Origin of the sequence: Melghirimyces thermohalophilus, assembly GCF_900102685.1 — a bacterium.
GTDB classification, from domain to species: domain Bacteria; phylum Bacillota; class Bacilli; order Thermoactinomycetales; family DSM-45169; genus Melghirimyces; species Melghirimyces thermohalophilus.
Map to the genome: position 1 here is coordinate 23,266 of NZ_FMZA01000003.1, position 25,863 is coordinate 49,128.

A 25,863-nucleotide genomic window follows, 5' to 3' on the forward strand; every position below is an offset into this window, starting at 1 on the left:
GAGGGAATCCATGATCTTTTTACAGCTCTTGATTTCCGGGATTCTGATCGGCGGGGTGTACGCCTTGATCAGTCTAGGGCTGACCCTGATTTTCGGCGTGATGCGCATTGTTAACTTTGTGCACGGGGATATGCTGATGGTGGCCATGTACTTCTCCTACTGGTTTTACACCTTATACTCCGTGGACAACTATATCGGCCTGTTTCTGGTGGTGCCTGCTCTCGGTCTGTTGGGAGCACTGATGTACCGGTTCGTCATCCGTCACGCCATCCGGCGCTCCCATGAAGCTTCCATTTTGGTTACCATCGGGCTGTCTATCGTGATTCAAAATGCTGCGTTATTGCTTTGGTCCGCCGATTACCGTTCCATTCATAACGAATGGGCGACTCGGTCACTGCAGTGGGGGGATCTCCGAATATCGTCGCCCTTGTTGATCGCCTTTATCGTCGCCTTGGTGGTGACCGGAATCCTGTTCGCTTTTCTTCACCGCACCTATCTGGGTAAAGCGATCCGGGCGGCATCCATGGATCGCTTTGCGGCGGTCTTGATGGGAGTCCATCCCCAGCGGATTTTTACTCTGTCCTTCGCAATCGGCATCGCCCTCGTCGGGGTGGCCGGTGCCCTGTTGTCTTCTGTCTTTGCCGTTCACCCAACGTTGGGGACGCAATTTTTGTTGGTCTCCTTCGTGGTGGTGGTGTTGGGCGGATTGGGCAGTCTTCGGGGAGCGATTCTCGGCGGTCTGTTGATCGGCGTGGTAGAGACGACCAGTGCTTACTTTATCGGTTCTTCGATGAAACAACTGGTCTATCTCTTATTGTTTATCGTCATTCTGATCGTGAAGCCGGCGGGTCTGTTCGGTAAGCGGATTCCCGAGGTGAACCAATGATGAACGTCACAACCGAAGGAAATAAGAGACGGTCGGCGATCCTGACACCCACCGTCGGAGTGGGGTCAGCTGCGCTCTTTCTGATCGCCCTACCCTTTTTGCTGCAAAACCAACTCTATTATTTGGATACTGTGATTTTGGCTCTGTTATGGGGAGCTGCAGCCGGCGCCTGGAATCTGGCCGGGGGGTACGGAGGTTTGCTCTCCCTGGGGCATGCCGCCTTCTTCGGGATCGGGGCCTACACCTCCACGCTGCTGTTCGTGCGGCTGGGCATTTCCCCGTGGCTGGGGATGTTGGTGGGAGCGGTGTTGGCAGCGATATTGGGCTGGTTGATCGGGATCATCACCTTGCGCATGAAAGGCCCTTTTTTTGGATTGGCCACCATCGCCATCGCTGAGGTGCTCATGATTGTGGCTGTCAACTGGACGGAAGTGACTCAGGGTTCCCAGGGGATTACCGTCCCATATAAACCGGGGTTTGCCAACATGGCCTTTGACTCGAAAATTCCTTATTACTTTATCGCATTGGTCATCTGTCTGATCCCCTTTCTGCTGGCCCGGTGGTTGAAGCAGTCCAAGTTCGGTTATGAGCTGATGGCGATTCGAGACAATGAAGCGGCGGCTCAAGCCCTCGGTATCCATACGGTTCGGGTGAAGGTGGGGATCCTGGTGATCAGCAGTGCGATCACGGCCGTAGCCGGCACTTTTTATGCCCAGTATGTCACGGTGATCGAACCATATCACGAATTTTCCTTCAATGTTTCCATTCAGATGGTGCTGATGACTATGATCGGTGGATTGGGTATGGCCTTGGGGCCGGTGTTCGGCAGTTTTGTCGTCACTGGACTGGACACCCTGATGCGTGATCTGTTGCAAGGGACGCAGGGAGGCGTCCACGCGATGATGTACGGGACGCTGTTGGTGCTGGTGGTGCTGTTTGTACCTGAAGGCATGATTCCGTGGCTAAAAGAGCGATTCCGTTCAGGAAAAGGGGGGAGATCACATGGCTCCGTTGTTGACAGTGGAGCATCTGACCAAACGTTTCGGGGGCCTGACGGCGGTGGATGATGTTTCCTTTACCGTGGAGGAAGGCGATTTCTTAGGGATCATCGGGCCCAATGGAGCGGGCAAAACCACCCTGTTTCACCTGATTACTGGCTTTCTGCCAACCGATGCGGGGGAGGTTTGGTTCAAAGGGAAAGCGATCACAGGTAAAAAAGCGTATCAGATCAGCCGGCTGGGGATGACTCGGACCTTCCAGATCACGAAACCTTTCGGTCAGCTGGATGTGATGGAAAATGTGGTGGTGGCCGCCCTGCAGCAATCCCCCGCCTTGCGGGAGGCGAGGGAACGGGCGGAAGAGGTGCTCCGGTTTGTAGGCTTGGGAGCTTATCTCCACCATTCCGTCACCCATCTGCCGATCGGTTTGAAAAAGAAGCTGGAACTGGCCAAAGCCTTGGCCACACGTCCCTCCCTCCTGTTTCTGGATGAGGTGATGGGGGGACTCTCCCCCGACGAGGTCCGGGATCTGATGGACGTGTTGCGAAAAGTTCAGGAGACCGGTGTGACGCTGGTGATGATCGAGCACGTATTGCAGGCGATCACCGAGCTGACGCAAACGTTGCTGGTCCTTCATCACGGGGCGCTGCTGGCCCATGGAGCGACAGTTGACGTGATTCGTGATCCGGAAGTGGTGGATGCCTACCTGGGGGAGGTGGAGCCGGATGCTGTCCATTGAGAAGGGGTACGGACGATATGGGGAGTTGACGGTGCTGCACGACATTCACTTATCCGTCTCCCGCGGTTCAATCGTCAGTGTGGTGGGGACCAACGGAGCGGGCAAATCCTCCTTGATGAAATTCCTGATGGGCGTGGAGATCGAGACGGAGGGTCGGATCTGGCTGGAGGGAGAGGAGATCAGCCGCTGGCCTACGCATCAACGGGTGGCAGCCGGCATGGTGATGGTGCCGGAGGGGCGAAGGTTGTTTCCGGAGATGTCGGTGCGGGAGAACCTGGAGATGGGGAGCTACACGCCCCGTGCCCGCAAGCGGCGAAAACAGGGATTCGACTTCGTCTATTCCCTGTTGCCGAAGCTGAAGGAGCGGGAAAAACAGCCGGCCGGTTCTCTAAGCGGCGGAGAGCAGCAGATGGTGGCCTTGGGAAGGGCCTTGATAGCCCAACCTCAGGTACTGCTGTTGGATGAACCTTTTTTGGGACTGGCACCGATTATGGTGCGTCAGGTGACTCGATTTTTGCAGGAACTGAGAGAGCAGGGTCTCACCATTCTGATGGTGGAACAAAATGCTACCTTTTCCCTCAGGTGTTCCGATTGGGGCTACGTATTGGTTAGCGGCCGGATTGTCTCCGATGGACAGGGAAAAGATCTTTTACACAGCCGAGACTTGCGAAAAGTGTATTTGGGTGTTTGAAGAAGGGAACAGAGATCGGCCGCTATTTTTTAAGAAGGGGAAGGACTTAGAGTGGGCGACGGAAGGATAAAGAAGCGGAGTTACAACAGCTGTTTCGATATTTCCCCCGGGATATTCCCTTCTGGCATCTGGCAACATATCGGCTGACGGTGGAGCGGCTGCACTTCAACGGAAACGGGACCGCCCACGGCGGGGTGCTCTCTTCACTGCTGGACAACGCCGTGGGCTTGGCGATCCAGTCCGTGTCGGGGGCGAAAGCGGCTACCACTCAGATGATCCATGTGGATTTTATACCCCAGTCTCCGAGGAACTCATCCGCTGTCACGGGGAAGTGCTGCATCAGACCCGCCGCACGGTGACGGCCTGGGGGACGGTGGTGGATGAGTCTGATATGATGGTCACGGTCACCGGGTTTTTCCGCATTTTGTGCAAATCGGATTCTTGAGGAGTGATCCAATGTTTGATTTTTCGCCAACAGAAGAGCAGCAGGCGGTGCAGAAGACTGTACGCAAATTTGTCGACCGGGAAATCATGCCTCATATCGAAAAATGGGATGCGGAACAGCACTTTGAAACCGAGATGATCGATCAAATGGCCGACTTGGGCTTGATGGGGGTCTGTATCCCCGAAGAATACGGAGGACAGGGGATGGATTACAATACTCTGGCCATCGTTTGTGCTGAACTGGAGCGGGGGGACACCGCCTTCCGGACGGCGGTATCCGTCCATACGGCCTTGAATAGCATGACGTTGCTCCAGTGGGGGGATCAACACCAAAAGGAGAAATATTTGACCCCTCAGGCACAGGGGACCCGGGTGGGAGCTTACGGATTGACCGAACCCAATGCCGGCTCCGATGTGGCGGCTCTGCAAACGCGGGCGGTAAAGGACGGGGATGACTATATTCTCAACGGGAGCAAGACCTGGATCTCCCTCTGCGATGTGGCCGATCACTTCCTCATCTTCGCCAAAACCGATCCGGATGCGGGACATCGGGGGTTGTCCTGTTTCATTGTGGAACGGACCTGGGAAGGGGTGTCCACTCGCGGTTTTAAACACAAGTTGGGTATTCGGGCGGGCAATACCGGAGAGGTTTTTCTGGAAAACGTGCGGGTGCCCAAGGAAAACCTTGTCGGGGAGGAAGGGGAAGGATTCAAAATTGCGATGTCTGCTTTGGACAACGGTCGGTTTAGTGTGGCTGCCGGCGCGGTCGGCCTGATCGACGCCTGCATCGAGGCCAGCGTCAAGTACGCCCATGAACGGGAAACCTTCGGAAAACCGATCGGCCGCCACCAGCTGGTTCAGCAGATGATTGCCAAGATGATTGCCGGTTACGAATCCTCCCAGCTGTTGGTCTACCGGGTGGGCTGGATGAAAAACCAGGGCATGCGCAACACCCGGGAAACGTCTCTCGCCAAATGGTATGCCTGTGACGCTGCCTTCCAAGCTGCAGTGGACGCCGTTCAGATCCACGGGGCCAACGGATACTCCCACGAATTTCCCGTGGAGCGGTATATGAGAAACGCCAAAGCTCCTGTTATCTACGAAGGTACCCGGGAAATCCATCAGGTGATGCAAGGGGAGTATGCCCTCGGTTACCGCAAGGATAAAGATTTGCGGAAGACGCTGCCCCGGTGGCCCTTTAAAAAAGAAGAAATCTTCTCTTAATCTGTGCGAAAGCTGCCGGCTGAAGTCCGGCATCTTTTTATGGGGCTGGACAGGAGACCGGATGTCTGCTATTTTTGACAAAAATTAATGGGTAGAATCTTAGGAATAGAAAGGATGCGGCTTTTTGTGCCCGTACAAATCGGATTACAGTTGTATACGTTGCGGGAAGAGTGCGCTAGAAACCTGGTGGAAACCTTGTCCAAAGTGGCGGAGCTGGGCTATCGGGGAGTGGAGTTTGCCGGATTTTACGGATGTTCGGCAGTCGAAGTAAGCCGGATGCTACAAGAGTTCAACCTGCACCCCATCGCCAGCCATGTCAGCATCGATGACCTTCGTCAGCGGCTTCCGGAAGTACTGGAATTTCACCGGGAAATCGGATGTGACTATATCGTGTGCCCGTGGGTGGGTCCGCAGCTATTCCGGGACGGAAATCGAGCCAGAGCTTTGATCGGAGAGTTGGAGGAGATTGGCAAAACCGTCGGCCAGCGGGGGATGCGGTTCGGTTACCACAACCACGCCTTTGAGCTAGAAAACAGACTGGACGGGGAAATCGCCTTGGATGCTCTGTACCGCCGGACGGAGGCATCAGCTGTTTTGGCCGAACTGGATCTTTATTGGATTCGCAGGGCCGGGGAGGATGAGCTGGCCTACCTTCGCCGTTATGCAGGACGGATCCCTGTCGTCCACTTGAAGGATATGGCGGAGGATGGTTTTTTCGCCGAAGTGGGTACGGGGGTGATGGATCTGGATGGGATCTTTGCCGTAGGCAACACTTCCGGTGTGCAATGGTATGTGGTGGAGCAAGATGAATGTCGCCATCACTCTTCCCTGGAAAGTGTTAAAATCAGTATGGAACAGCTGAAAGAGCGGGGGTGGGTTTAGTCCATACTTCGTGGGTTCGGGTGGGAACAGGTGGTACGGTAAGCAAGCCGATCAAATTTAAGAAATATTGAAAGCGAATTCACTCGAAGGAAGGATGGAAACTGGTGGATGGAATGAAGCGACAGGTGCGGGTTGGGATGGTCGGTTACAAGTTTATGGGCAAGGCGCACAGTCACGCCTATCGGGATCTTCCGTTTTTCTTCGAACCGGAAGCGGTTCCGGTGTTGCAGGCTGTGGCTGGTCGAGACCGGGACGGAGTGGAGGCGGCAGCCAACCAACTGGGGTGGGCATCGACTGAGACCGATTGGCGCCGCCTCATCGAACGGGATGATATCGACTTGATCGATATTGTCACACCAAACCATCTGCACGCAGAGATCGCCATCGCGGCGGCAGAGGCCGGCAAACACATTCTCTGCGAGAAACCGCTGGCGCTGACCGTGGCCGAAGCCCGGCGGATGGCCAGAGCGGCGGAGCAAGCCGGTACGGTTCACATGGTTTGCCATAATTATCGCTTTGCCCCGGCGGTGCAGTTTGCCAAAAAACTGATCGACGACGGTCGCCTGGGGCGGATTTACCACATCCGCGCTCAGTATCTGCAGGACTGGATTATGGATCCGAACTTCCCGCTGGTATGGCGCCAACGTAAGGAAGTGACCGGATCCGGCGCCCTCGGGGATATCGGTGCGCACATCCTGGATCTGGCTCGCTTTCTAGTTGGGGAGTTCACAGCAGTGACCGGAATGATGGAGACTTTTATCAAGGAGCGTCCCCAAGCCGAGGATGACGTCAGGGGGGAAGTGGATGTGGATGATGCCACGGCGTTTCTGGCCCGGTTTGAAAATGGTGCGATGGGTGTCTTTGAAGCGACCCGCTTTGCCGGCGGCAACCGCAACGGCAACCGGTTTGAGATCAACGGTGAAAAGGGGTCCATCCGCTGGGACCTGGAAAACATGAACAACCTGGAAGTTTATCTAGAGGAGGATGAGAAGGGGATGCAAGGCTTCCGTACCATCCATTGTACCGAAGAGGTTCACCCTTATGCCGGTGCTTATTGGCCGCCGGGTCACATCATCGGGTACGAACACACCTTTATCAACCTGTTTTCGGAATTGATGAAGGGAATTGCGAAAGGGTACAGTCCTTCGCCCAATTTTGCGGATGGACTACGAAACCAGATGGTGTTGGAGGGTGTGGAACGGTCGGCACAAAGCGGTGGTTGGATTGAAATATCAGAGGACTAACATGAAAACGAAATAGACTCAATCAAACAGCAAAGGAGCAACCAGGAGATGACAGATGTATTGCGAATCGGCATGATCGGTGCAGGGGGAATCGCGAGAGATGCCCACCTTACCAATTATCAAAAATGCGGGGACCGGGTGGAAATCGTTGCCGTCGCCGATGTGGTTAAGGAGACGGCGGAAGCTTGTGCGGAGATGTTTTCCATTCCCCGAGTCTTTACCGATTATCAGGAGATGCTGGAGCAGGTAGAGCTGGATGCGGTCAGCGTCTGCACCCCTAACAAATTTCACGCTCCGGCCACGATCGCTGCTCTAAAAGCCGGTTGCCACGTCTTATGCGAGAAACCACCGGCGATGACGGCGGAGGAGGCGGATGAGATGGCGCAGGCGGCAGAAGAAGCGGGGAAGATCCTCACCTATGGCTTTCATTATCGTCATGCCCCGGAGGTGGAGGTGTTGAAGCGGTTTGTCGATGCCGGGGAACTGGGTGATGTTTATGCCAGTCGGGTGCACGCCCTGCGCCGCCGGGGCATCCCTGGCTGGGGGGTGTTTACCAACAAAGAGCTGCAAGGAGGCGGCCCTCTGATCGATATCGGAGTACATATGCTGGATACAGCCCTCTACTTGATGAGCTACCCCGAACCGGAGCTCGTGCTGGGCAGTACTTACCAAAAGCTGGGCAATCGCAAGGGTGTCGGTGTCATGGGCGAGTGGGACTGGGAGAATTTTTCCATCGAGGACATGGCCCGGGGCATGATTCGGTTTCAAAACGGAGCGACCCTGATCCTGGAAACGGCTTTTGCCGCCAACGTGGACCAACTGCAGGAAATGAACGTTACCCTGATGGGGGACGAAGGTGGTGCCGATCTGTTCCCGCTCACCATCTACCAAGAAAAACACGAGACACTCGTCAATCTCACCCCCGCTCACCTGCCGGACATCAATTACCACGAACGGGAGATCCAGCGATTCGTGGACAGCTGTCTCACCGGCACCCCGCCCCTGTCCACCCCTCGTCAAGGGGTGCTCCTCCAACGCCTGATCAACGCCTTCTACCAGTCCGCGGAGACCGGTGAACCGGTGAAGCTGTCCTGATTCGGGTTGGATTTGAAAAAAAAGACCACCGACAAGTCATGAATTGCCGACGCCGCCTCGCTGATCGAAGCGTCGGTGTCACCGCCGATTTCTTCCATATGAATAGGAGAAAATATCTGCCGGAGCCAGACGAGGATCGATAGCCGCCGTTTCCAGCCCGGAGCCGCCCACTTGAACTTTATCTACGGCCCTCCAGGAAATTTAGTACGGGGGATACATCCTCGTAGCAGATGCGACTGAGTCCTTGCGCTGTCTGCCAACATGCATCGAACCAGCGGGCGAAACCCCTAACCCATGAGCCCCAAAAAGAGACCGCCGTATCTTGGCGGTCTTTTTCTTTTCCGGTTAACGGTTAGAAATATCCTACATTCGATAATAGGCATTTGCGGTTGTTCTTCGGTTCGTGATTGATTTTCGGCTCTTTCCCAGCTTGCCGACCAGATAAGCACCGTAAGGAAGCTGGTTCAGAATATAAGTGACGAGAAAAGGGATGATCACTCCGCCTGTAAACATCACTACAAAGAAGATGGCAAAGGGTAGCCCGTCTGGGAGCAACGTCTCCTTCAACAGCTTGCCCATCACGATGGGATGCAGGAGGTAGATTCCGTATGAAGTATGGCTGATGAGAATCACCCATGAAGGAATCTCCTTCATTCGTGTAGCCAGGTAATACAGAGCACACAACATCAATATGGTATACGGCAGGATGTCAAAGCGTTTTGAGGCTGTCCAAGGAATCCAACCGGCGTATTTGATGAAAGCGACCAAAAAGGCATATCCCGCCGTCCCCGTCAGGATCCATTTGGAGTACTTTGTCACGAAGGCCTTAAACTCGTCGAAGTAAACCCCAGCGTAATACCCGACGGCAAAATAAAAAATCCAAGCCGGAAAGATCAGGTGATGGTGCTGCATCCATCCATCAAGCGTTACCTGTTGCATCCGCAGGAGAAAAATAATAAATAGGTATCCGAAGTTGATCGCAAAGGCCCAAAAAAGCCCCTTTCGCAATGGCCACTTCTTTCCGCGACGAATCCACCAGGTGTGAATCACATAAAACTGAAAGATGATGAGAACGAAATAACCGTGCCATTGAGCGGCAAAAACCATATCCATGAATCGTTCCAGCCGCTCCGGCCACGTTTGTTTGTAAACGAAGGCGTACAATCCTCCCATAAACACAAATGGGAGCAAGATATATTGAATCCGTCTTTTCCAGAAACCGCGAGGGATTCTGTCCGGGTAGGAATACGCCAACAGAAATTCGGAGATGCAGACGAACAAGGGGGTCGCAAACATAAACAGCATCTGAAAGGCTTGAACCCACCGGGTTTCTGCCGGTGTGGGATTGTACGTCAAATACATCAGAGAGATGGCGTGAAGACAGACGACGCTTAAACAGGCAATCGCCCGAACAAAAAACAACTCTCCGACAAAGGGTTTTTCTAGAGAGGCATTCATCGAGCAACCTCCCCTCACACAGATGACCTACCGGGACTAGGAAAAATTGGGAACCCTATTGTATTATACACGGGGTTCGTCCACCGGTTCGCGGTTCAACGATAAATTTTACATACTCTTTGAGCCCGATTAACAATCGGAGGTGGAAGGAGGCTAAACCACATCGCCACAATGGAACAAATCCCTGGTTCCCCAGCTTTGAATGGATCTGGGTCAGGCGAAAAGTGACCACCTCGGAGGCGGTCCCTTTTCCATCAAATCAAACTGGATTCAGGAAAGCAGTTACGATTGTCGTTACAACCCCTGAACGGCTACCATACACTCTCCCCATGGTCCCTAGATTCCGAAGAAATCAATAGAGGGACTGAGGAAATCACCGGTACATCAGGGGTCGACGGAACCAACGCCCATGATAAAAAGGACTCCGCAGAGACCTTTATCATTCAGGCCAGGTTGGGGTCGTCCGGTGAACATTCTGGAATGAGAAAAAGCTATTGACAACCATCTTTGCACGCATTATTCTCAATATTAAATTAATACATGACCATAGCCTGTGCCCATTGACCCAGCCGGTCGAGGAATCCACGGGTGTGAGCCGGGAGTTCAAGTATTTGGGTGGATCCATCCCCCCTGTCTTGAGTTGCCCGGCTTTTTTATCCTTGAGGAGCAGCTCCGAGCGGGATACCGACAAAGATGTTGAAGTAATCGTGCAAAACCTTTTGGGGGAGGATGGAATGGAACCAAAACAGCAGGCGGAGAAGGTGTTGTCCCGGGTTGATGTGTTGGCGTTGGCTTTTGGCGCCATGATCGGATGGGGTTGGGTGGTTTTGGCCGGTGAATGGATCAGAGAGGCGGGATTGATCGGGTCCGTCCTGGCTTTTGTCGGTGGGGGGATCATGGTGCTGTTTGTCGGCTTGGTCTATTCCGAGTTGACATCGGCAATGCCGCAGACTGGCGGGGTTACGGTCTTTTTGGAAAGGGCCCTGGGGTACGGCTGGTCTTTTATCGCCTCCTGGGCGATCGCTTTAGGTTACATTTCTGTCGTCGCTTTTGAGGCGGTGGCTCTGCCGACGGTGGTTGATTATTTGTTTCCCGACTATCAAGTCGGTTACCTGTGGCAAGTAGCGGGCTGGGATGTGTACGCCTCCTGGGTGGGAATCGGGATGGCAGGCTCCCTCATCGTCACCTGGATCAATTATCGGGGCATCAAGCAGGCGGCTTTTTTTCAGATCGTATGTACCGGGTTGCTGACCTTGATCGGTTTGGTTTTGATCATCGGCGGCCCTCTCACCGTTACCCCCGATCACGTATCTCCCGCTTTCACAGGCGGCATCGCTGGGTTATTCGGGGTGCTGATCATGACGCCGTTTATGTTTGTCGGCTTTGACGTCATTCCCCAAACGGCGGCTGAAATCAATCTCCCCTTTAAGAAAATCGGCCGGGTGTTGACGCTGTCGGTGTGTATGACTGTGGTCTGGTATATCGGCATTGTGTATGCTGTGGGACGTTCTTTGAGCCCGGAGGAAATATCACGGTCTTCATTGCCTACGGCAGATGCGATGGCCGCATTAATGAACAGTCCGTGGGGCGGTACCTTGCTGATCATCGGAGGAATCGGCGGGATTTTGACCAGTTGGAACGCTTTTTTTGTCGGTGGGAGCCGGGTTTTATACGTGATGGCGCGTAAAGGGATGCTCCCTGAAGCTTTTGGTCGGCTCCATCCCAAATACCACACCCCGGCCAACGCGATCCTTCTGATTGGCGTATGTTCCGTTATCGCCCCTCTATTTGGAGAGCAGACACTTCTTTGGCTTGCCAATGCCGGAAGTTTATCGATCATGATGACCTATCTTCTGGTTTCGGTTTCCTTTGTCGTATTGAGGAAAAGGGAGCCGCAGTTGAAACGCCCCTTCAGAGCGGGTGAGTCCTCCTGGATCGGCTATGGAGCGGTATTCACCAGCCTGTTTCTGTTTATCCTTTACCTGCCGTCTATGCCCGCCGCCTTGCAATGGCCCTATGAATGGATGATTTTATTGTTGTGGTGGGTGCTGGGATTGTTTTACTTTTACAGAGGAACTCGGGGGAAAAAAGAGCGGAGTCAGTCGGCGGGTTCGGATCAAACCGCATGAGTCTGAGAGCCTGCTCCATCTGTTTAGTGGGAGGTCGAAAATCCTGAAGTGGAGAAGTTCGGTACGGTTTTACCGTGTTGGAGGAGGAGATCGATGTACGATTTTGCCATCATCGGAGGAGGGATTGTGGGACTGTCGGTAGGGATGGCGCTCGTCAAGCGGTTCCCCCGGGCTAAAATCGCCGTCATCGAGAAAGAAAAAGATCTGGCGCAGCATCAGACGGGTCGCAACAGCGGCGTGATCCATTCCGGCATCTATTATCCACCGGGCAGTCTGAAAGCGAAACTGGCCCGGGAGGGGAATGCGGCGATAGTCGCATTTTGTGAAGAACACGGGATTCCCCATGAAGTCTGCGGAAAAGTGATCGTGGCGGCGGATCCGGAGGAACTGCAGCAGATGGAGCGTCTGTACCGGCGCGGACGAGAGAACGGATTGGAGATCTTCCGTCTGGGTCAAGGAGAGCTGAAAGAGAGGGAGCCTCATGTACGGGGGATGGAAGCGATATACGTTCCCAAAAGCGGAATTGTGGATTACAAAGCCGTCGCCAGGGCCTTCGCCCGCATCATCCGGGAAGGTTCGGGTCATCTATTGCTGGATACGAGGGTGGAAAACATCGTGGAGACAAAGGAACAGGTCACCCTGGAAACCAACCGGGGTACCTGGTCGTCCCGCTTTTTGATCAACTGTGCGGGCCTATACAGTGACCGGGTGGCGGAAATGGCTGGGCAGGCTACCGGCTTAAAAATCGTTCCCTTCCGGGGGGAGTATGTTGAACTGGTTCCGGAAAAACGCCACCTGGTCCAACATCTGATCTATCCGGTGCCCAATCCCGATTTCCCCTTTCTCGGTGTTCATTTCACCCGTATGATCGACGGGAGCGTTCACGTGGGTCCCAATGCGGTGCTCAGTTTGAAGCGGGAGGGATACAAGAAAACCGATGTTGATATTGCCGACTTGGCTGAGATCCTCTCTTATAAAGGCTTTTGGAAATTAGTGCTGGCTCATATCGATGAGGGGCTCAAAGAGATGATCCGCTCTGTCAGCAAAAAGGCTTTTCTCCGCAGTTTGCAACGGCTGATCCCAGAGTTGACGGAAAAGGATCTCGTACCTGCGCAGGCTGGGGTTCGAGCCCAGGCACTCCGACCTGACGGATCGATGGTGGACGATTTTGCCATTTTACCGGGAAAACGTTCCCTCCATGTGTGTAATGCCCCATCACCCGCCGCCACCGCATCGATGAAGATCGGGGAAGCGATCGTCAATCAGATTCCCGAACCCGCTCTGGATCAGATCCCCACGATTCGGCAGAGTATATGAGATGGAGGTCCCCTGATTGATTTGACAAAAGAGTCAAAATTACATATAATAATCATATAACAATTGAAATCATATCCTGCGATTTTTAATCACGCCGGTTAAAAAACCGCAGGAGTGAGCCGGGTTCCTGAGCGAGCTGCATTTTCGCTCAGCAGCCCGGCTTTTCTATTTTTTCAAAGGTGAAGGAGGAGACATCTATGAATCGGGAGGGACCTTTGGCAGGAATTCAGGTGCTCGATTGTTCCCGCGTCCTCGCCGGCCCCTTTTGTACCATGATCTTAGGTGATTTAGGGGCAGAAGTGATCAAAGTGGAAGCACCCGGAGGAGGGGATGAAACCAGAGGCTGGGGTCCTCCCTATGCAGGCGAGGAAAGCGCCTATTATCTGAGTGTCAACCGGAATAAGCGATCAATGGTACTCAACCTGAAAACCAACCAGGGTCAAACCATCCTCATGGATTTGGTTCGCCAATCCGATATCCTGGTGGAAAATTTCAAAGTCGGCACGTTAGCACGCTTAGGTATTTCTCCCGATCGATTGTTACAGGAAAATCCACGCTTGATTGCCGCAGAAATTTCCGGATTTGGGCAAACCGGTCCCCATGCGCACCGGGCGGGCTATGATTATATGATCCAAGCCCTGAGCGGGCTGATGAGCATCACCGGGAGCGAAGCGAGCGGTCCGATGAAGGTGGGGGTGGCCATCGTCGATGTGTTGACCGGGCTGTTTACGGCGACCGGGATTCTGGCCGCTCTACAGGAGCGCAGCCGGTCAGGGAAAGGGCAATTTCTCGATGTGGCCCTGTTTGATGCGAGTGTCGCTTCCTTGGTCAATGTGGCCAGCAATTACCTCATCTCTGGCAAACTTCCGGATCTACTAGGAAATGCCCATCCCAACATCGTCCCTTATCAGCTTTTTCATACTCAGGATCAACCGATGATTCTCGCTGTGGGTAACGACACCCAATTCCGGCGGCTGACGGAGCGCCTCGGCTGCCCTCAGTTAGCGGAAGACCCGCGTTTTGCCGACAATTCCGCCCGGGTGGAGAATCGGGAGATGTTGACGCAATTCTTGGAGTCTATCTTGCTGGAACAACCTTGTTCCCATTGGATGGCCCTGTTTGAAGAAGCCAATCTACCCTGCGCACCGATCCAAACCTTGGATCAAGTCTTTTCCGGTTCACAGGTGGAAGCGCGAAAGATGTTGGTGGAGATGGAACACCCCACCGCCGGTAAGGTGCCCTTGGTGGGGAGCCCCTTACATTTTTCCCGAACCCCCGTTTCCTACCGACAGCCCCCCCCTTTGCTAGGAGAACATACGAAAGAGATTTTAAGTGAACTGGGCTATGCCGAAGAGCAAATCAAAGAATGGGAAGAGACGAAAGTGCTTCCCGGATGAAATGAGGAGGAAGTGAAAATGTTTGAATTCTCTTATTCCGATGAGCAACAGGCCGTCCAAAAGATGGTTCGCAAATTTGTGGACAAGGAGATTATTCCGCACATCGAAGGCTGGGATGCGGAGCAGCATTTTGAACCACAGATCCTGGATCGCTTGGCCCAACTGGGACTGATGGGTATCTGCATCCCTGAGCAGTATGGGGGACAAGGGATGGATTACAACACCCTAGCCATCGTTTGTGCTGAATTGGAGCGCGGAGACACCGCCTTTCGGACCGCTGTCTCCGTCCATACGGCGCTCAACAGCATGACGCTCTTACAGTGGGGAAATGAATTTCAAAAAGAAAAATATCTGACTCCGCAAGCACAGGGGAGCAAAGTGGGAGCCTATGGATTGACCGAGCCAAACGCCGGCTCCGACGTGGCTGCCATCCAAACCACGGCTGTTCGTGACGGAGACCACTACATTCTCAATGGAAGCAAAACCTGGATCTCCCTCTGCGATGTGGCCGATCACTTTCTGATCTTCGCGAAAACCACCCCTGACCAAGGGCATCGTGGCATCTCCTGTTTTATTGTGGAGCGAAGCTTTTCTGGTGTTTCTACTCGTGGATTTAAGCATAAATTGGGCATCCGAGCGGGGAATACCGGGGAAGTTTTTATGGAAGAAGTGCGGGTTCCGGTGGAGAATCGGGTAGGAGAAGAAGGGGAAGGGTTTAAGATCGCCATGTCCGCCTTGGATAACGGGCGTTTCAGCGTCGCTGCCGGTGCCGTCGGGTTGATCGACGCCTGCATCGAGGCCAGTCTCAAATACGCTCACGAGCGAGAGACCTTTGGTAAGCCGATCGGTAAACATCAGCTGGTGCAACAGATGATCGCCAAGATGGTCGCCGGCTATGAAACATCCCAACTCTTGGTCCATCGGGTGGGCTGGATGAAAAACCAAGGAATGCGCAATACCCGGGAGACTTCCCTCGCCAAATGGCACGCTTGTGATGCAGCCTTTAACGCCGCTGTTGACGCGGTTCAGATTCACGGGGCCAATGGGTACTCCCACGAATTCCCGGTGGAGCGATACATGCGCAACGCGAAGGCCCCCGTCATTTATGAAGGAACTAGAGAAATCCATCAAGTGATGCAGGCGGAATATGCCCTGGGTTACCGAAAAGATAAGGAACTACGCCGCAATTTACCCGCCTGGCCCTTTGCCCAGGTGGAGGTGTAGTCGGGTTCTGGATTGCACGATAGACATCTGATAACCTATAAGAAAAGTCGAAATATAGGATTTTTCTTATAGGAGGAATGATATGGCACAGAGTGTGATGCTAGCGGGCCATGCCAAGTTGCCACAACGGATGGCGGCCCGATCTGTTTATGATTCCTTGACCCTGACGGTGGAGATCGACCCCAAATACGGTGTCATCCTCGACGCCTCCTGCACTCTGGCCACCCAGCACGCCCGAGGATTTATAGGAGAGCTGTTGAAAGGCCACAGTTTGAGGGAAGGGGCGGAACCGATGACCGAAGCGATTCAAACTGCTTACCACGGCAAGGCACAACAGGCACTGATCGCTGCTATCCGGGACCTTCACCAGCAGTATTTGGTGTACAGCGAAGAGATTCCGACCATAACACCAGGTTGATATGGACGGCATAAACAAAAACCGGCCCATGTACAGAGGGCCGGTTTTTGTTTATCAAAAATTTGCAGAATAGTGTCACACCAATTAGAATAGGAGAAAATTAGTTAATTTTAAAAAGTTAGTCTTATACCGTGGGGGGAAGGTGAAGGGGATAGTCATACCGAGCGCCCCGGTTACGAATTCATCTGCAAAAAACAAAAGGCGAGAAAAAGGTGAGAGAGGTTTAGAAACAGATTGGCAGCTATCGTGAATAAGAAAATGGCAGAGACCAAGGTAAATATCATCACGGTAAAGAGATAGGATACCAACGCTGGGGAGCCCCGTCCTTTGTGGGAGATTAGCAAATGGCAGGTTAAATAGAGTGAGAAAAGATAGAAAGGAAGGATGCAGATTCCCATGAGAAGCTGTTTTTCCAAGAAGGAAGCGGGATCCACGAATAGAAAAAATCCATTGAAAATAACGATGATCGATATGAAAAAGAGTAACAGGTCCAGGTTTTGTTCTAGAGGGGATGATTGGACCGACAGGTGAAGCAAGAATCGTACGTGTTTATAGGAAGAAATGATGGAAAGGAGGGTGATGACGAGGTGAAGAGCGGACCAAACACCTTTCTCCAAGGGATGGGTGGCTGTGATGAACAGCAGCAAAAGGGTGGTGTTGCAGAAAAATAGAGTAAGTGCATAAACCAAGGCATGGTGATCGGTTGCATTCAGGTTCTTGTGCACGTTTCCAACCTCTCAGGGAAAAATAGAAAAGGAGCTGGGATAATGACGCTGTTTACTGTGATTTCGTTTCTCTTTTTCACCGGTTTGGTGGCATTTTTATCCTACATCTTGACCCGCAAAGATAATCTTCATACATCGGAAGGATATTTCCTGGCGGGAAGAAGTCTTGGTGCTTGGGTGATCGCCGGATCGCTGATGCTGACCAATTTATCCACGGAGCAGCTGATGGGGTTGAATGCTCAAGGCTACGAGTTTGATATGTCGGTGATGGGTTGGGAAGTGGGGACGACCATCGCCTTGATTCTGGTGGCGATTTTCTTGCTGCCTCGTTACTTGAAAGGTGGAATTAAGACCATCCCCGATTTTCTGGAAGAGCGCTTTGATACGGGTACCAAACAGATTGTAACCATCTTATTTTTGTTCGGCTATATCCTCAATCTGTTGCCGCCGGTTCTCTATTCCGGAGCGGTTGCGATCAACGGGATCTTCCATGTGCCGGAAGCCCTCGGCATCAGTTCCACGGCTGCTCTGTGGCTCACGGTTTGGGCAATCGGGGTCATCGGATCGATTTATGCCATCTTCGGTGGTTTGAAAGCGGTTGCGATCTCAGATACCTTAAACGGGATCGGGCTGTTGATTGCCGGGTTGATGGTGCCGATTCTCGGCTTAACCGTGTTAGGTGGGGGCTCCATTGTGGACGGTTTTCATGAGATCATCAAACATTCCCCCGAGAAATTAAATTCTATCGGTTCTCCCTCGGACCCAGTTCCCTTCAGCACCTTTTTTACAGGGTTATTATTGGTCAATCTATTTTACTGGGGGACGGCACAACATATCATACAGCGGGCGTTGGCGGCAAAAAGCTTGAAAGAGGGGCAAAAGGGTTTGATCATCGCCGCCTTTTTAAAGCTGTTGGGGCCGTTTTTTCTCATTATACCGGGTATCATCGCCTTTAATATGTTCGGTCCCGATTTGGAGCCGATGAAAGCGTACCCGATGTTGATCCGGGAGGTGATGCCGGCTCCGCTGGCAGGCTTTTTTGCGGCGGCATTGTTTGGCGCGGTGTTGTCCACCTTTAACTCGGTTCTCAACTCCTCCGTCACCCTGTTTGTTTTAAACATCTATAAACCTTATTTCAACCCGAGCGCCTCCGATCGCGAGATCGTCGCCCGGGGGAAAGTGATCGGTTCGTTTTTGGCGGTCTTTGCCATGTTGGTGGCGCCGTTACTCGCATCGGTTCCCCAATCCTTTTTCCAGTACATGCAGATTGTAAACGGTTTCTATAACGTTCCGATATTGACGATCATCGTCATCGGCTATCTGACGAAGCGGGTGCCTGCGATCGCGGCTAAAATCGCTCTGGTCTTATTTATCACCATTTACGGGTATACGCAGCTCTTCATGGATGGAGAGATCTACTTTTTGCATATCCTAGGAATCCTCTTTCTCCTCTGTTCCGGGCTGATGCTCCTGATCGGAAAAATCTGGCCGCGGCAAACGGATTATCAGTTACAGGATAGACAAGTTCTTCCCTTGACCCGATGGAAGTTGCTATACCCGATGAGCATCGCGGCGACGGCTCTGATGATCACCTTATATCTTCTGTTTTCTAAGGCAGGGATTGGCACTTGAATCCCTCTACCAAACAACCGCCGACAAAAAGTCGGCGGTTTGTCCGTTTTATGCTTGGACGGGTGGTTGATCTAAACGGACCAGGGCTGCTCGGGATACCTCATGAAAGGAAACACCGTGGAAACGGGCGGCTCGGGCGACGTCTTCGTATTCCGGCGCGGCTTTTAATCGTTTTCCCTTTTGGTATGCCACCTTGATGTGTCGGCAGCCCACTGTTGCAGTTGATTGTTGTACTTGGCCATAAATGCAGGGTCCTTCTTGTTGTAGATGGTCGTAGCCCCGATGTGGTGGTCCTGGATCATCTGACGGGTTTTCTCATCAGGCATTCCTCCTGGCGGGTCGTGGGTGATGTCCATCACCATCTGTCCCACTTTCTCTTCTGTGGTCATGCGGGAAAGGAGCTGATCCACAGTAAGATCGCACTTGGTTTTATCAGCAGTGGGAGAGGGTTTCGCCTGTCCGGAAACCGTCGAGGGGAGGAGCAGCCGGGCAAAGGCAGTAGTGATCGTTAAAAAGCGCCGAATTCAGCCCATGGACACATTCCCTTCCGTAGTGATATGAAAACCATTAGCTAAAAGACGGACGCTTCCTCCCTGGCACAATCCGCCGATATATAATCGATACCGTGCCCCGTTCTTAACGGTCATTTACAACAACCGCGGTTGGAAAAAGGACTGGACTTGGGCATGTACCGCCATCGCGATTCTGTGGAATCTGTGTTCTTCGGTTTCTGGTCTGTTGCCATTATCTCCAACGTTGCGGACACTTCGTTTTTGAAAGCCGCTTTAACTGCAATATTCAAAGCCGACACCGTATTTTGGGCTTTTCGGCCGGGGGATGGCTTGCAGATTACGCGGTCAGGAGGGGTTGGGGGCGTAAAGGTATGCTTCTTGCGTTTACCCTTATCCAGGGACTTCTTATCCTCGCTTTTGGTTTCTACTTGACGCAGGGTGGCCAATCCGTGATCGTTATGGGGATTCTTCTTTTTGTCACCAGTCTCTTTTTCAACGCTCTTCAACCCATTTCCCAAGCCTTGACGGCGGATATCGCTCCCCCAATATCGGGGAGCCGCCTATGGAATGTTGAACCTCATTGGAGAGATGGGGCTGTCATGTCCCCTATGGTGAGTGGTGCGCTGCGGGATGCAACGGGCAATTGGTCGGCTGCGGTGGTGTTGGACGGTACTTTGATCTTTCGTCAGTTTTGTTTTGATACTCTTCGTTAAAGAGAAAAGAAATATGGATGAAAAAGTAATGGATGTGGCGGAATAAGTGAGTATGATGAGGACGAGACAAAATGTAATACATTTTTGCTTTAAAGTTGACTTATATTAGACAAAATTCCGTATATTTAGAGGATTGATAATAATCTGTATATAACTTATGATTTATTAATATAAAAATAATCGTACCTATTTTCTGATTATCGTACGAATATCGGATCGTAAGTGATGATTGATGCCGATTTGATGAAGAGGTGAACGGGATTGGATCAAATTATGGAATTTAACGAGTATCGGCAGTTGGACGAGTTGGACCGTCAGATCGCCGTGTTGCTGCAGGAAAATGCCCGAATGCCCTTTACCCGAATCGCTGACGAATTGGGGGTGACGGAGCGGACGATCCGTTCCCGGGTAGCCCAGATGCAGGAGGATGGGATCCTCAGTCTGGTCGGGGTGGTCAACCCGATCAAGGTGGGTTTAAACGTATAGACCTATATTCAGGTGGCAGTGATTCCGCAACGGATGGAGGAGGTGGTCTCGGCGTTGAAGGCGTTGGATGAAGTTCGCTGGATCGTATTTACGACGGGGAAGTATCCCTTGATGCTGGAAGTGCTGACCCGCGATTATGATGATTTATCGGAATTTTTGATGAACCGATTGAATCGGATCGAAAGCATCACTTCCACTCAGGTCATCACCGTTTTGAAAAAGTTGAAGAGCCGCTTCAATTTTATCCGGTAGGGAGGGAATCGGATGGCTGCTTTGATCGTTCGCCGATTGTTCCAATTGGTCCCTCTTCTCCTGGGGGTTACCTTCGTCGTGTTTATCTCTCTTCATCTGGCGCCAGGAGATCCTGCCAGCATCATCGGAGGGCCAACGGCGACGGCGGAAGACGTGGAGTCCATCCGGCAAAAGCTCGGTTTGGACGACCCTTTGTTTACCCAGTATTTTCGCTATCTCGGTGATTTGTTCCAGGGTGATCTGGGTTACTCCTATCAATCCAACCAGTCGGTGGCGGAGGCGATCATGCTCCGCTTTCCCAATACTTTCAATCTATCGGTCGCCAGTATGATCGTCGCCACCTTGATTGGAGTCGGGGCAGGGATCCTATCAGCAATCAGGCAAAACAGCGCCGTCGATACTTTGAGTACCATCGGCGCCTTGGCGGGGGTTTCCATCCCCAACTTTTGGCTCGGCAGCATGTTGATTCTGATTTTTTCGGTCTATTGGCAATGGTTTCCTGCTGCTGGTTTCACCCAGCCCCCTTGGACCTGGGCTGGCCTCCGGGAGCTGATCTTACCAGCGATCACCCTGGGGACGGGGTCAGCCGCCCTAATCGCTCGGATGACGCGTTCGGCGGTGTTGGAAGTGATCCGACAGGATTACATTCGGACGGCCCGAGCGAAGGGAGTGAAAGAGAAGAGCGTCATCCTCGTACACTGCATGCGGAATGCGATGATTCCCGTGATCACGGTGATCGGTCTCAATTTTGGGTTTTTACTGGGAGGCACGATCATCACCGAGCAGGTTTTTGCCATTAACGGTGTGGGCCGCTTGATGGTACAGGCGATTGCGGCCCGGGACTATCCCATGGTCCAGGGTTCGGTTTTATTGGTCGCCACCCTGTTTATCCTGGTCAATCTGATCGTCGACATCCTGTATGCATGGATCGATCCGCGCATCCGATACGAATGAGAGGGAGGTCCCGACATGACGACATCCGCTGCAACGACGACGGAAACGCCATCCGTCTCCCAGACCAAGACGGGCATCCGATTTTGGCGTCGGCTGTGTCGAAATCGGTTAGTAACGGTGGGCCTGGTCATCATTGCACTTCAATTGTTCACTGCTGTGTTCGCCCCATGGTTGACCACATATGATCCAACGGCGCAGGATTTGGCGGTGAAAGAGTTGCCCCCGGGCTCCGAAGGCCATTGGCTGGGTACGGACGAATACGGTCGCGACATGTGGAGCCGCTTGGTTTACGGTTCGCGCATCTCCCTTTTGGTCGGCATCTCTTCGGTGGTACTGGGCCTGGTTGGTGGGGTTGTGTTGGGTTTGTTGGCGGGGTATTACCGGTGGTTGGACGGGCCGATCATGCGGCTGGTCGATCTGATGTTCGCTTTTCCCGGCATCCTGTTGGCGATGTTGGTGATCGCGATGCTGGGAACCCGTTTGATCAATGTGGTGATCGCCATTAGTATTTGGTCGGTTCCCACGTGTGCCCGCATCGTTCGGGGAAGCGTTCTGTCGCTGAAAGATCGGGAGTATGTGCAGGCGTTGCGTTCCATGGGGGCTGGCGATGGCCGCATCCTCTTTAAGCACCTGCTACCGAACTGTGCCGCCCCGATCATCGTCTTCGCCACCATGCGGATGGCTACGGCGATCCTATCCACGTCGGCCCTCAGCTTCCTCGGACTGGGAGCCCAGCCACCGACTCCGGAATGGGGAGCTATGATTGCTGCGGGACGAGATTATATGTGGACCGCTCCCCACCTGACGATCATTCCGGGGGTGGCGATCATGTTGGTGGTATTCGCCTTCAACGTCGTGGGGGACGGCCTGCGTGATGCGCTGGATCCCCATATGGATGTGACTTACGAATCTTGATCCAATCAACGGAGGGATGATGATGTTTTTTGTGAAAAAACAACGGAGTGGATGGGTTTGGGTGTTGGCGCTATTGGTGATGATCGCTGGCTGTGCGCCGCCATCATCGGGTTCCTCCGCCAATCAGGAGCTGGTTTACGCCTCGACGGCGGATGCGGTCGGGCTGTCGCCGATCATGACCAACGATTCCGCTTCCTCGCGGGTGATTGATCAGATTTACGAGACCTTATTCGTTCGAGATCCGAAAACGCTGAAAATCAAACCAAAGTTGGCGAAGTCTTATGAAAATCCCGACCCAAACACCTGGATCATCCACTTGAGGAAGGGCATCCAGTTTCACGACGGGACCCCCTTCGATGCCAAAGCGGTGGAGTACACCTTCGACAAGCTGCGGGATCCGGATACCGGTGCACCCCGTGCTTCGCTATTGGCCTCCGTCAAAGAAGTGGAAGTGAAGGATGCGGACACAGTGGTGTTGAAGACGGACAAGCCATACGGACCGATGCTAGCTGCTCTGATCCATACCAACGCGGCAATCGTCAGTCCTTCTGCAGACAAAGAGCAGGACTTGATGAAAAAGCCCATCGGCACCGGCCCCTTCCAATTGGAGAAATGGGTACAGGGCGATCGGCTCACCTTGGTGCCTAATCCGGATTACTGGGGCGACAAACCGATGTTGAAAAAAGTCACCTTTCGCGTGGTGCCGGAAATCTCCACCGCCATTTCCCTGTTGGAGCGAGGGGAGGTGCATCTGGTCGATGGATTGCAGCCGGAACACCTGGATCGGTTGAAAAACCATGACAAGATCAAGTTGAGTAAGCAAAAGGGGACACCGATCACCTATCTCGGATTCAACATGAAAAAGCCCCGATGAAGGATCATGCATTCCGTCAGGCAATCGCCTACGCCATCGACGAAGAGGCGATCATCGGCGCGATGAACGGACTGGCCTATCCTTCGGAGGGAGTCATTGGACCGAAGGTGTTCGGATATGATGACTCCATCGAAGGAAAGGGGTACAAACACGATCCCGACCGGGCGAAAGAGCTGGCCGGACAAGCGGATATCGACCAAACAGTGACGATCACTACGGCCAACACCGGCAATTACCCGATGCTGGCGGAACTGATCCAGGGTCAACTCTCCAAAGCGGGGATCAAAGCGAAAATCAAAACCCTGGAGTGGGGGGCCTACCTCGACACCACGCGCAAGGGGGATTTTGAATTAATGGTGGGGGGATGGTCGAACAGCACTGCCGATGGCAGTGAGCTGGTCTATCCCAATCTGCACTCGGACAATGTCGGCTCATCGAATTCGACGCAGACGGCAATTCCGGAAGCGGATGAGCTGATCATAAAGTCCCGAACCACCACCGATGAGAACGAGCGACTGAAGGCGTTGAACGAAGTGAATCAGTTATTGGTGGAGCGAGCCCCCTGGATTCCGTTGTATCATGAAGTGGTGGTGACGGCGATGACGGAAAACGTCCAGGGTCTCCAGGTGGATCCCACCGGTCGTTGGGAACTGGCTGGAGTGACGCTGAAATGAGGAGGGATCACTGTGGAGTCCATTCTGCAGGTGGACAACTTGGAGGTCTGCTTCCGGACCGCTCATGGGGAAGTTCCCGCAGTCCGGGGCGCTTCCTTTTCTGTTCGCCCCGGTGAGGTATTGTCGATCGTCGGCGAGTCCGGCTCCGGAAAGAGCGTCACCTCTCTATCGCTGATGGGCCTGTTACCGGAATCCGCCCGGGCGATGGGTTCCGTTCGATTTGACGATCGGGATCTGTTGCGGTTGAATGGAGAAGAGATGCGAGAGCTGCGTGGCAACGGGATTTCGATGATCTTCCAGGAACCGATGACCTCTCTCAATCCCGTGTTCACCGTCGGATTTCAGTTGATGGAGCCTCTCAGGATCCATCGCGATCAGTCGAAGAAAGAGGCGTATAGGGAAGCGGTTCGTCTGCTGGAACAGGTGGAAATCCCCGAGGCGAAAAAGCGCATGGAACAATTCCCCCACGAATTGAGCGGTGGGATGCGCCAACGGGTGATGATCGCGATCGCCCTCGCTTGTCGGCCGAAGCTGCTGATCGCGGACGAACCGACGACGGCTCTGGATGTGACCATCCAGGCTCAAATTCTCGATTTGATCGTGGACTTAAAGGATCGGACCGGGATGGGGGTCATCCTGATCACCCACGATATGGGTGTGGTGGCAGAGACAGCTGATCGGGTGCTGGTCATGTACGCCGGCCGGGTGGTGGAGGCTGCGGGTGTGGAAACCCTGTTTCACGAGCCGAAGCATCCCTATACCCAGGGGCTGCTACAGTCGGTTCCCAACGTGGACGATTCGCTATATCCATTGAACTCCATTCCCGGCTACATGCCGAAGCCGGGGGAGATTCAGCGCGGGTGTCCGTTTCATCCCCGCTGCCGTGAGGCGGTGGAAAAATGCAGGGATCACCACCCGCCTTCCTTTGCCTTTGGTACGGAACATGTCGCCAGCTGTTGGCTGGGCGAAGAGGAGGGGGAAGCCCATGGCGGCTCCAGCGCTGGTTAAACTGGAAAACCTCAAGAAGCATTACCCGAGACGGAGCAGTTGGTTCCGCCGCTCCACCGGCGAGGTGAAAGCGGTTGACGGGATCTCCCTCGAGCTGTATGCAGGGGAGACCCTCGGCGTCGTTGGCGAATCCGGCTGTGGCAAATCGACCATCGGCCGGACGCTGATCCGCTTGGAAAAGCCGACGGAAGGCCGGATCCGATTTGAGGGGGCGGACATCACCCATCTGTCCAGCCGCAAGTTGAAGCCGTATCGGAGAAAGATGCAGATGGTGTTTCAGGATCCCTTCGCGTCCCTCAACCCGAGGCAGCGAATCGATGATACGCTGGAGGAGCCGTTGACGATCCACCAGATGTTGGACAAGCGAGCCCGTCGGGAGAGGGTGTGGGAACTGCTCGATGAAGTGGGGTTGGATCGGGAGCATGGGGAGCGCCTTCCCCATGAATTCAGCGGTGGACAGAGGCAGCGGATCGGGATCGCCCGGGCGCTGGCCCTGAATCCTTCTCTGATCGTGTGTGATGAACCGGTGTCCGCTCTTGATGTTTCTGTCCAGGCACAAATTTTGAAATTGCTCAAATCCTTGCAGCAGAAACGGGGATTATCCTATTTTTTTATCTCCCACGATCTAGGTGTGGTTCGCCACCTCTGTGACCGCGTGTTGATCATGTATCTGGGCCAGGCGATGGAGCTGGCTTCCGCCTTCACCCTCTTCCGGGAAGGGCAGCATCCCTATACACAGGCGCTGCTCTCGGCGATCCCCCGCCCGGTTCCCGGAAAAAAGCGGGAACGCATTCTGTTAAAAGGGGATCTTCCCAGTCCTTCGGATCCACCTTCGGGCTGTCCCTTTCATACCCGTTGTCCGGAAGTGCGGTCCGTTTGCCGTGAGAGGCGGCCGGAGTGGAAGGAGATCGCTCCGGGGCATCGCATCGCTTGCCACGCTCGTTGACGTAAACCAGTAGAGAGGTTGAAAGA

Annotated in this window: 25 protein-coding genes and 1 pseudogene; 23 read left to right on the top strand and 3 right to left on the bottom strand. The window is 53.5% G+C overall.

The genetic code is table 11. From position 1 onward, the window contains the following. Positions 1-10 precede the first annotated feature (10 nt). From BLP91_RS02575 to BLP91_RS02615, 9 genes are all read left to right on the top strand, one after another. Positions 11-886 carry a branched-chain amino acid ABC transporter permease gene (locus BLP91_RS02575; protein WP_091566392.1) on the top strand — a complete coding sequence of 292 codons (876 nt, stop codon included), beginning with the start codon at positions 11-13 and terminating at the stop codon, positions 884-886. After that, positions 886-1,953, top strand: a complete 1,068-nt coding sequence (locus BLP91_RS02580) for a branched-chain amino acid ABC transporter permease (RefSeq protein ID WP_176757777.1) — start codon at positions 886-888, stop codon at positions 1,951-1,953. Before BLP91_RS02575 ends, BLP91_RS02580 begins: the two co-directional genes overlap by 1 nt. Next, positions 1,889-2,623, top strand: a complete 735-nt coding sequence (locus tag BLP91_RS02585; protein WP_091566396.1) for an ABC transporter ATP-binding protein — start codon at positions 1,889-1,891, stop codon at positions 2,621-2,623. Before BLP91_RS02580 ends, BLP91_RS02585 begins: the two co-directional genes overlap by 65 nt. Next, on the top strand, positions 2,610-3,314 hold the full coding sequence (locus BLP91_RS02590) for an ABC transporter ATP-binding protein (protein WP_091566398.1): 705 nt from the start codon (positions 2,610-2,612) through the stop codon (positions 3,312-3,314). Before BLP91_RS02585 ends, BLP91_RS02590 begins: the two co-directional genes overlap by 14 nt. A 149-nt stretch (positions 3,315-3,463) precedes the next feature. Beyond that, positions 3,464-3,673, top strand: coding sequence for a hotdog domain-containing protein (locus tag BLP91_RS17465; protein ID WP_176757778.1), 210 nt, complete (start codon positions 3,464-3,466; stop codon positions 3,671-3,673). Positions 3,674-3,770: 97 nt separating this feature from the next. Then, positions 3,771-4,982, top strand: coding sequence for an acyl-CoA dehydrogenase family protein (locus tag BLP91_RS02600; RefSeq protein WP_091566402.1), 1,212 nt, complete (start codon positions 3,771-3,773; stop codon positions 4,980-4,982). Between the two features lie 126 nt (positions 4,983-5,108). After that, on the top strand, positions 5,109-5,864 hold the full coding sequence (locus BLP91_RS02605) for a sugar phosphate isomerase/epimerase family protein (protein WP_176757779.1): 756 nt from the start codon (positions 5,109-5,111) through the stop codon (positions 5,862-5,864). Positions 5,865-5,977: 113 nt separating this feature from the next. Further along, positions 5,978-7,108, top strand: a complete 1,131-nt coding sequence (locus tag BLP91_RS02610; RefSeq protein WP_091566717.1) for a Gfo/Idh/MocA family protein — start codon at positions 5,978-5,980, stop codon at positions 7,106-7,108. Positions 7,109-7,156: 48 nt separating this feature from the next. Further along, positions 7,157-8,203 (top strand): Gfo/Idh/MocA family protein, encoded by a 1,047-nt coding sequence (locus tag BLP91_RS02615; RefSeq protein WP_091566406.1) that lies wholly within the window; start codon positions 7,157-7,159, stop codon positions 8,201-8,203. Between the two features lie 363 nt (positions 8,204-8,566). On the opposite strand, the gene BLP91_RS02620 is transcribed toward BLP91_RS02615, so the two are convergent. Next, positions 8,567-9,661: an acyltransferase family protein gene (locus BLP91_RS02620; protein WP_091566408.1), complete on the bottom strand. Its 1,095-nt coding sequence runs from the start codon at positions 9,659-9,661 to the stop codon at positions 8,567-8,569. 734 nt (positions 9,662-10,395) lie between these two features. Here BLP91_RS02620 and BLP91_RS02625 point away from each other — a divergent pair. The 5 genes from BLP91_RS02625 to BLP91_RS02645 all read left to right on the top strand — a co-directional run bounded on the left by BLP91_RS02625 (position 10,396) and on the right by BLP91_RS02645 (position 16,146). After that, a complete protein-coding gene (locus BLP91_RS02625; RefSeq protein ID WP_091566719.1) occupies positions 10,396-11,790 on the top strand; it encodes an APC family permease in 1,395 nt (464 codons plus the stop codon). Positions 11,791-11,883: 93 nt separating this feature from the next. After that, positions 11,884-13,107, top strand: a complete 1,224-nt coding sequence (lhgO, locus tag BLP91_RS02630; RefSeq protein WP_091566410.1) for an L-2-hydroxyglutarate oxidase — start codon at positions 11,884-11,886, stop codon at positions 13,105-13,107. A 197-nt stretch (positions 13,108-13,304) separates the two neighbouring features. Next, the gene (locus tag BLP91_RS02635) at positions 13,305-14,504 is read left to right on the top strand and encodes a CaiB/BaiF CoA transferase family protein (RefSeq protein ID WP_091566412.1); all 1,200 of its coding nucleotides are present in this window, start codon (positions 13,305-13,307) and stop codon (positions 14,502-14,504) included. A gap of 18 nt (positions 14,505-14,522) precedes the next feature. Further along, positions 14,523-15,728: an acyl-CoA dehydrogenase family protein gene (locus BLP91_RS02640; protein ID WP_091566413.1), complete on the top strand. Its 1,206-nt coding sequence runs from the start codon at positions 14,523-14,525 to the stop codon at positions 15,726-15,728. Between the two features lie 82 nt (positions 15,729-15,810). Beyond that, positions 15,811-16,146: a DUF3870 domain-containing protein gene (locus tag BLP91_RS02645; protein ID WP_091566415.1), complete on the top strand. Its 336-nt coding sequence runs from the start codon at positions 15,811-15,813 to the stop codon at positions 16,144-16,146. 173 nt (positions 16,147-16,319) lie between these two features. On the opposite strand, the gene BLP91_RS02650 is transcribed toward BLP91_RS02645, so the two are convergent. Further along, positions 16,320-16,871, bottom strand: a complete 552-nt coding sequence (locus BLP91_RS02650; protein ID WP_091566417.1) for a hypothetical protein — start codon at positions 16,869-16,871, stop codon at positions 16,320-16,322. 42 nt (positions 16,872-16,913) lie between these two features. Between BLP91_RS02650 and BLP91_RS02655 the strand changes: the two genes are divergently transcribed. Then, entirely contained in the window at positions 16,914-18,503 is a 1,590-nt protein-coding gene (locus BLP91_RS02655) for a solute:sodium symporter family transporter (protein WP_091566419.1), read from the top strand. Between the two features lie 164 nt (positions 18,504-18,667). On the opposite strand, the gene BLP91_RS16290 is transcribed toward BLP91_RS02655, so the two are convergent. Beyond that, positions 18,668-18,913: a hypothetical protein gene (locus BLP91_RS16290; protein WP_143003441.1), complete on the bottom strand. Its 246-nt coding sequence runs from the start codon at positions 18,911-18,913 to the stop codon at positions 18,668-18,670. A gap of 473 nt (positions 18,914-19,386) precedes the next feature. Between BLP91_RS16290 and BLP91_RS02665 the strand changes: the two genes are divergently transcribed. The 8 genes and pseudogenes from BLP91_RS02665 (at position 19,387) to BLP91_RS02695 (ending at position 25,837) form a co-directional block, all read left to right on the top strand. Further along, positions 19,387-19,728, top strand: coding sequence for a hypothetical protein (locus BLP91_RS02665; protein ID WP_091566423.1), 342 nt, complete (start codon positions 19,387-19,389; stop codon positions 19,726-19,728). 261 nt (positions 19,729-19,989) lie between these two features. Next, a complete protein-coding gene (locus tag BLP91_RS17000; RefSeq protein WP_245662033.1) occupies positions 19,990-20,214 on the top strand; it encodes an Lrp/AsnC family transcriptional regulator in 225 nt (74 codons plus the stop codon). Between the two features lie 18 nt (positions 20,215-20,232). Further along, the gene (locus tag BLP91_RS17005; RefSeq protein WP_245662034.1) at positions 20,233-20,466 is read left to right on the top strand and encodes an Lrp/AsnC ligand binding domain-containing protein; all 234 of its coding nucleotides are present in this window, start codon (positions 20,233-20,235) and stop codon (positions 20,464-20,466) included. A gap of 12 nt (positions 20,467-20,478) precedes the next feature. Beyond that, positions 20,479-21,420: a nickel ABC transporter permease gene (nikB, locus tag BLP91_RS02675; protein WP_091566425.1), complete on the top strand. Its 942-nt coding sequence runs from the start codon at positions 20,479-20,481 to the stop codon at positions 21,418-21,420. A 15-nt stretch (positions 21,421-21,435) separates the two neighbouring features. Further along, positions 21,436-22,335, top strand: a complete 900-nt coding sequence (locus tag BLP91_RS02680; protein WP_091566427.1) for an ABC transporter permease — start codon at positions 21,436-21,438, stop codon at positions 22,333-22,335. 175 nt (positions 22,336-22,510) lie between these two features. Further along, a pseudogene (locus BLP91_RS02685) lies at positions 22,511-23,883 on the top strand (ABC transporter substrate-binding protein). A gap of 12 nt (positions 23,884-23,895) precedes the next feature. After that, positions 23,896-24,891, top strand: coding sequence for an ABC transporter ATP-binding protein (locus tag BLP91_RS02690; protein ID WP_091566429.1), 996 nt, complete (start codon positions 23,896-23,898; stop codon positions 24,889-24,891). Continuing rightward, entirely contained in the window at positions 24,869-25,837 is a 969-nt protein-coding gene (locus tag BLP91_RS02695) for an ABC transporter ATP-binding protein (RefSeq protein ID WP_091566431.1), read from the top strand. The genes BLP91_RS02690 and BLP91_RS02695 overlap by 23 nt, the downstream gene beginning before the upstream one ends. Positions 25,838-25,863: the final 26 nt, after the last annotated feature.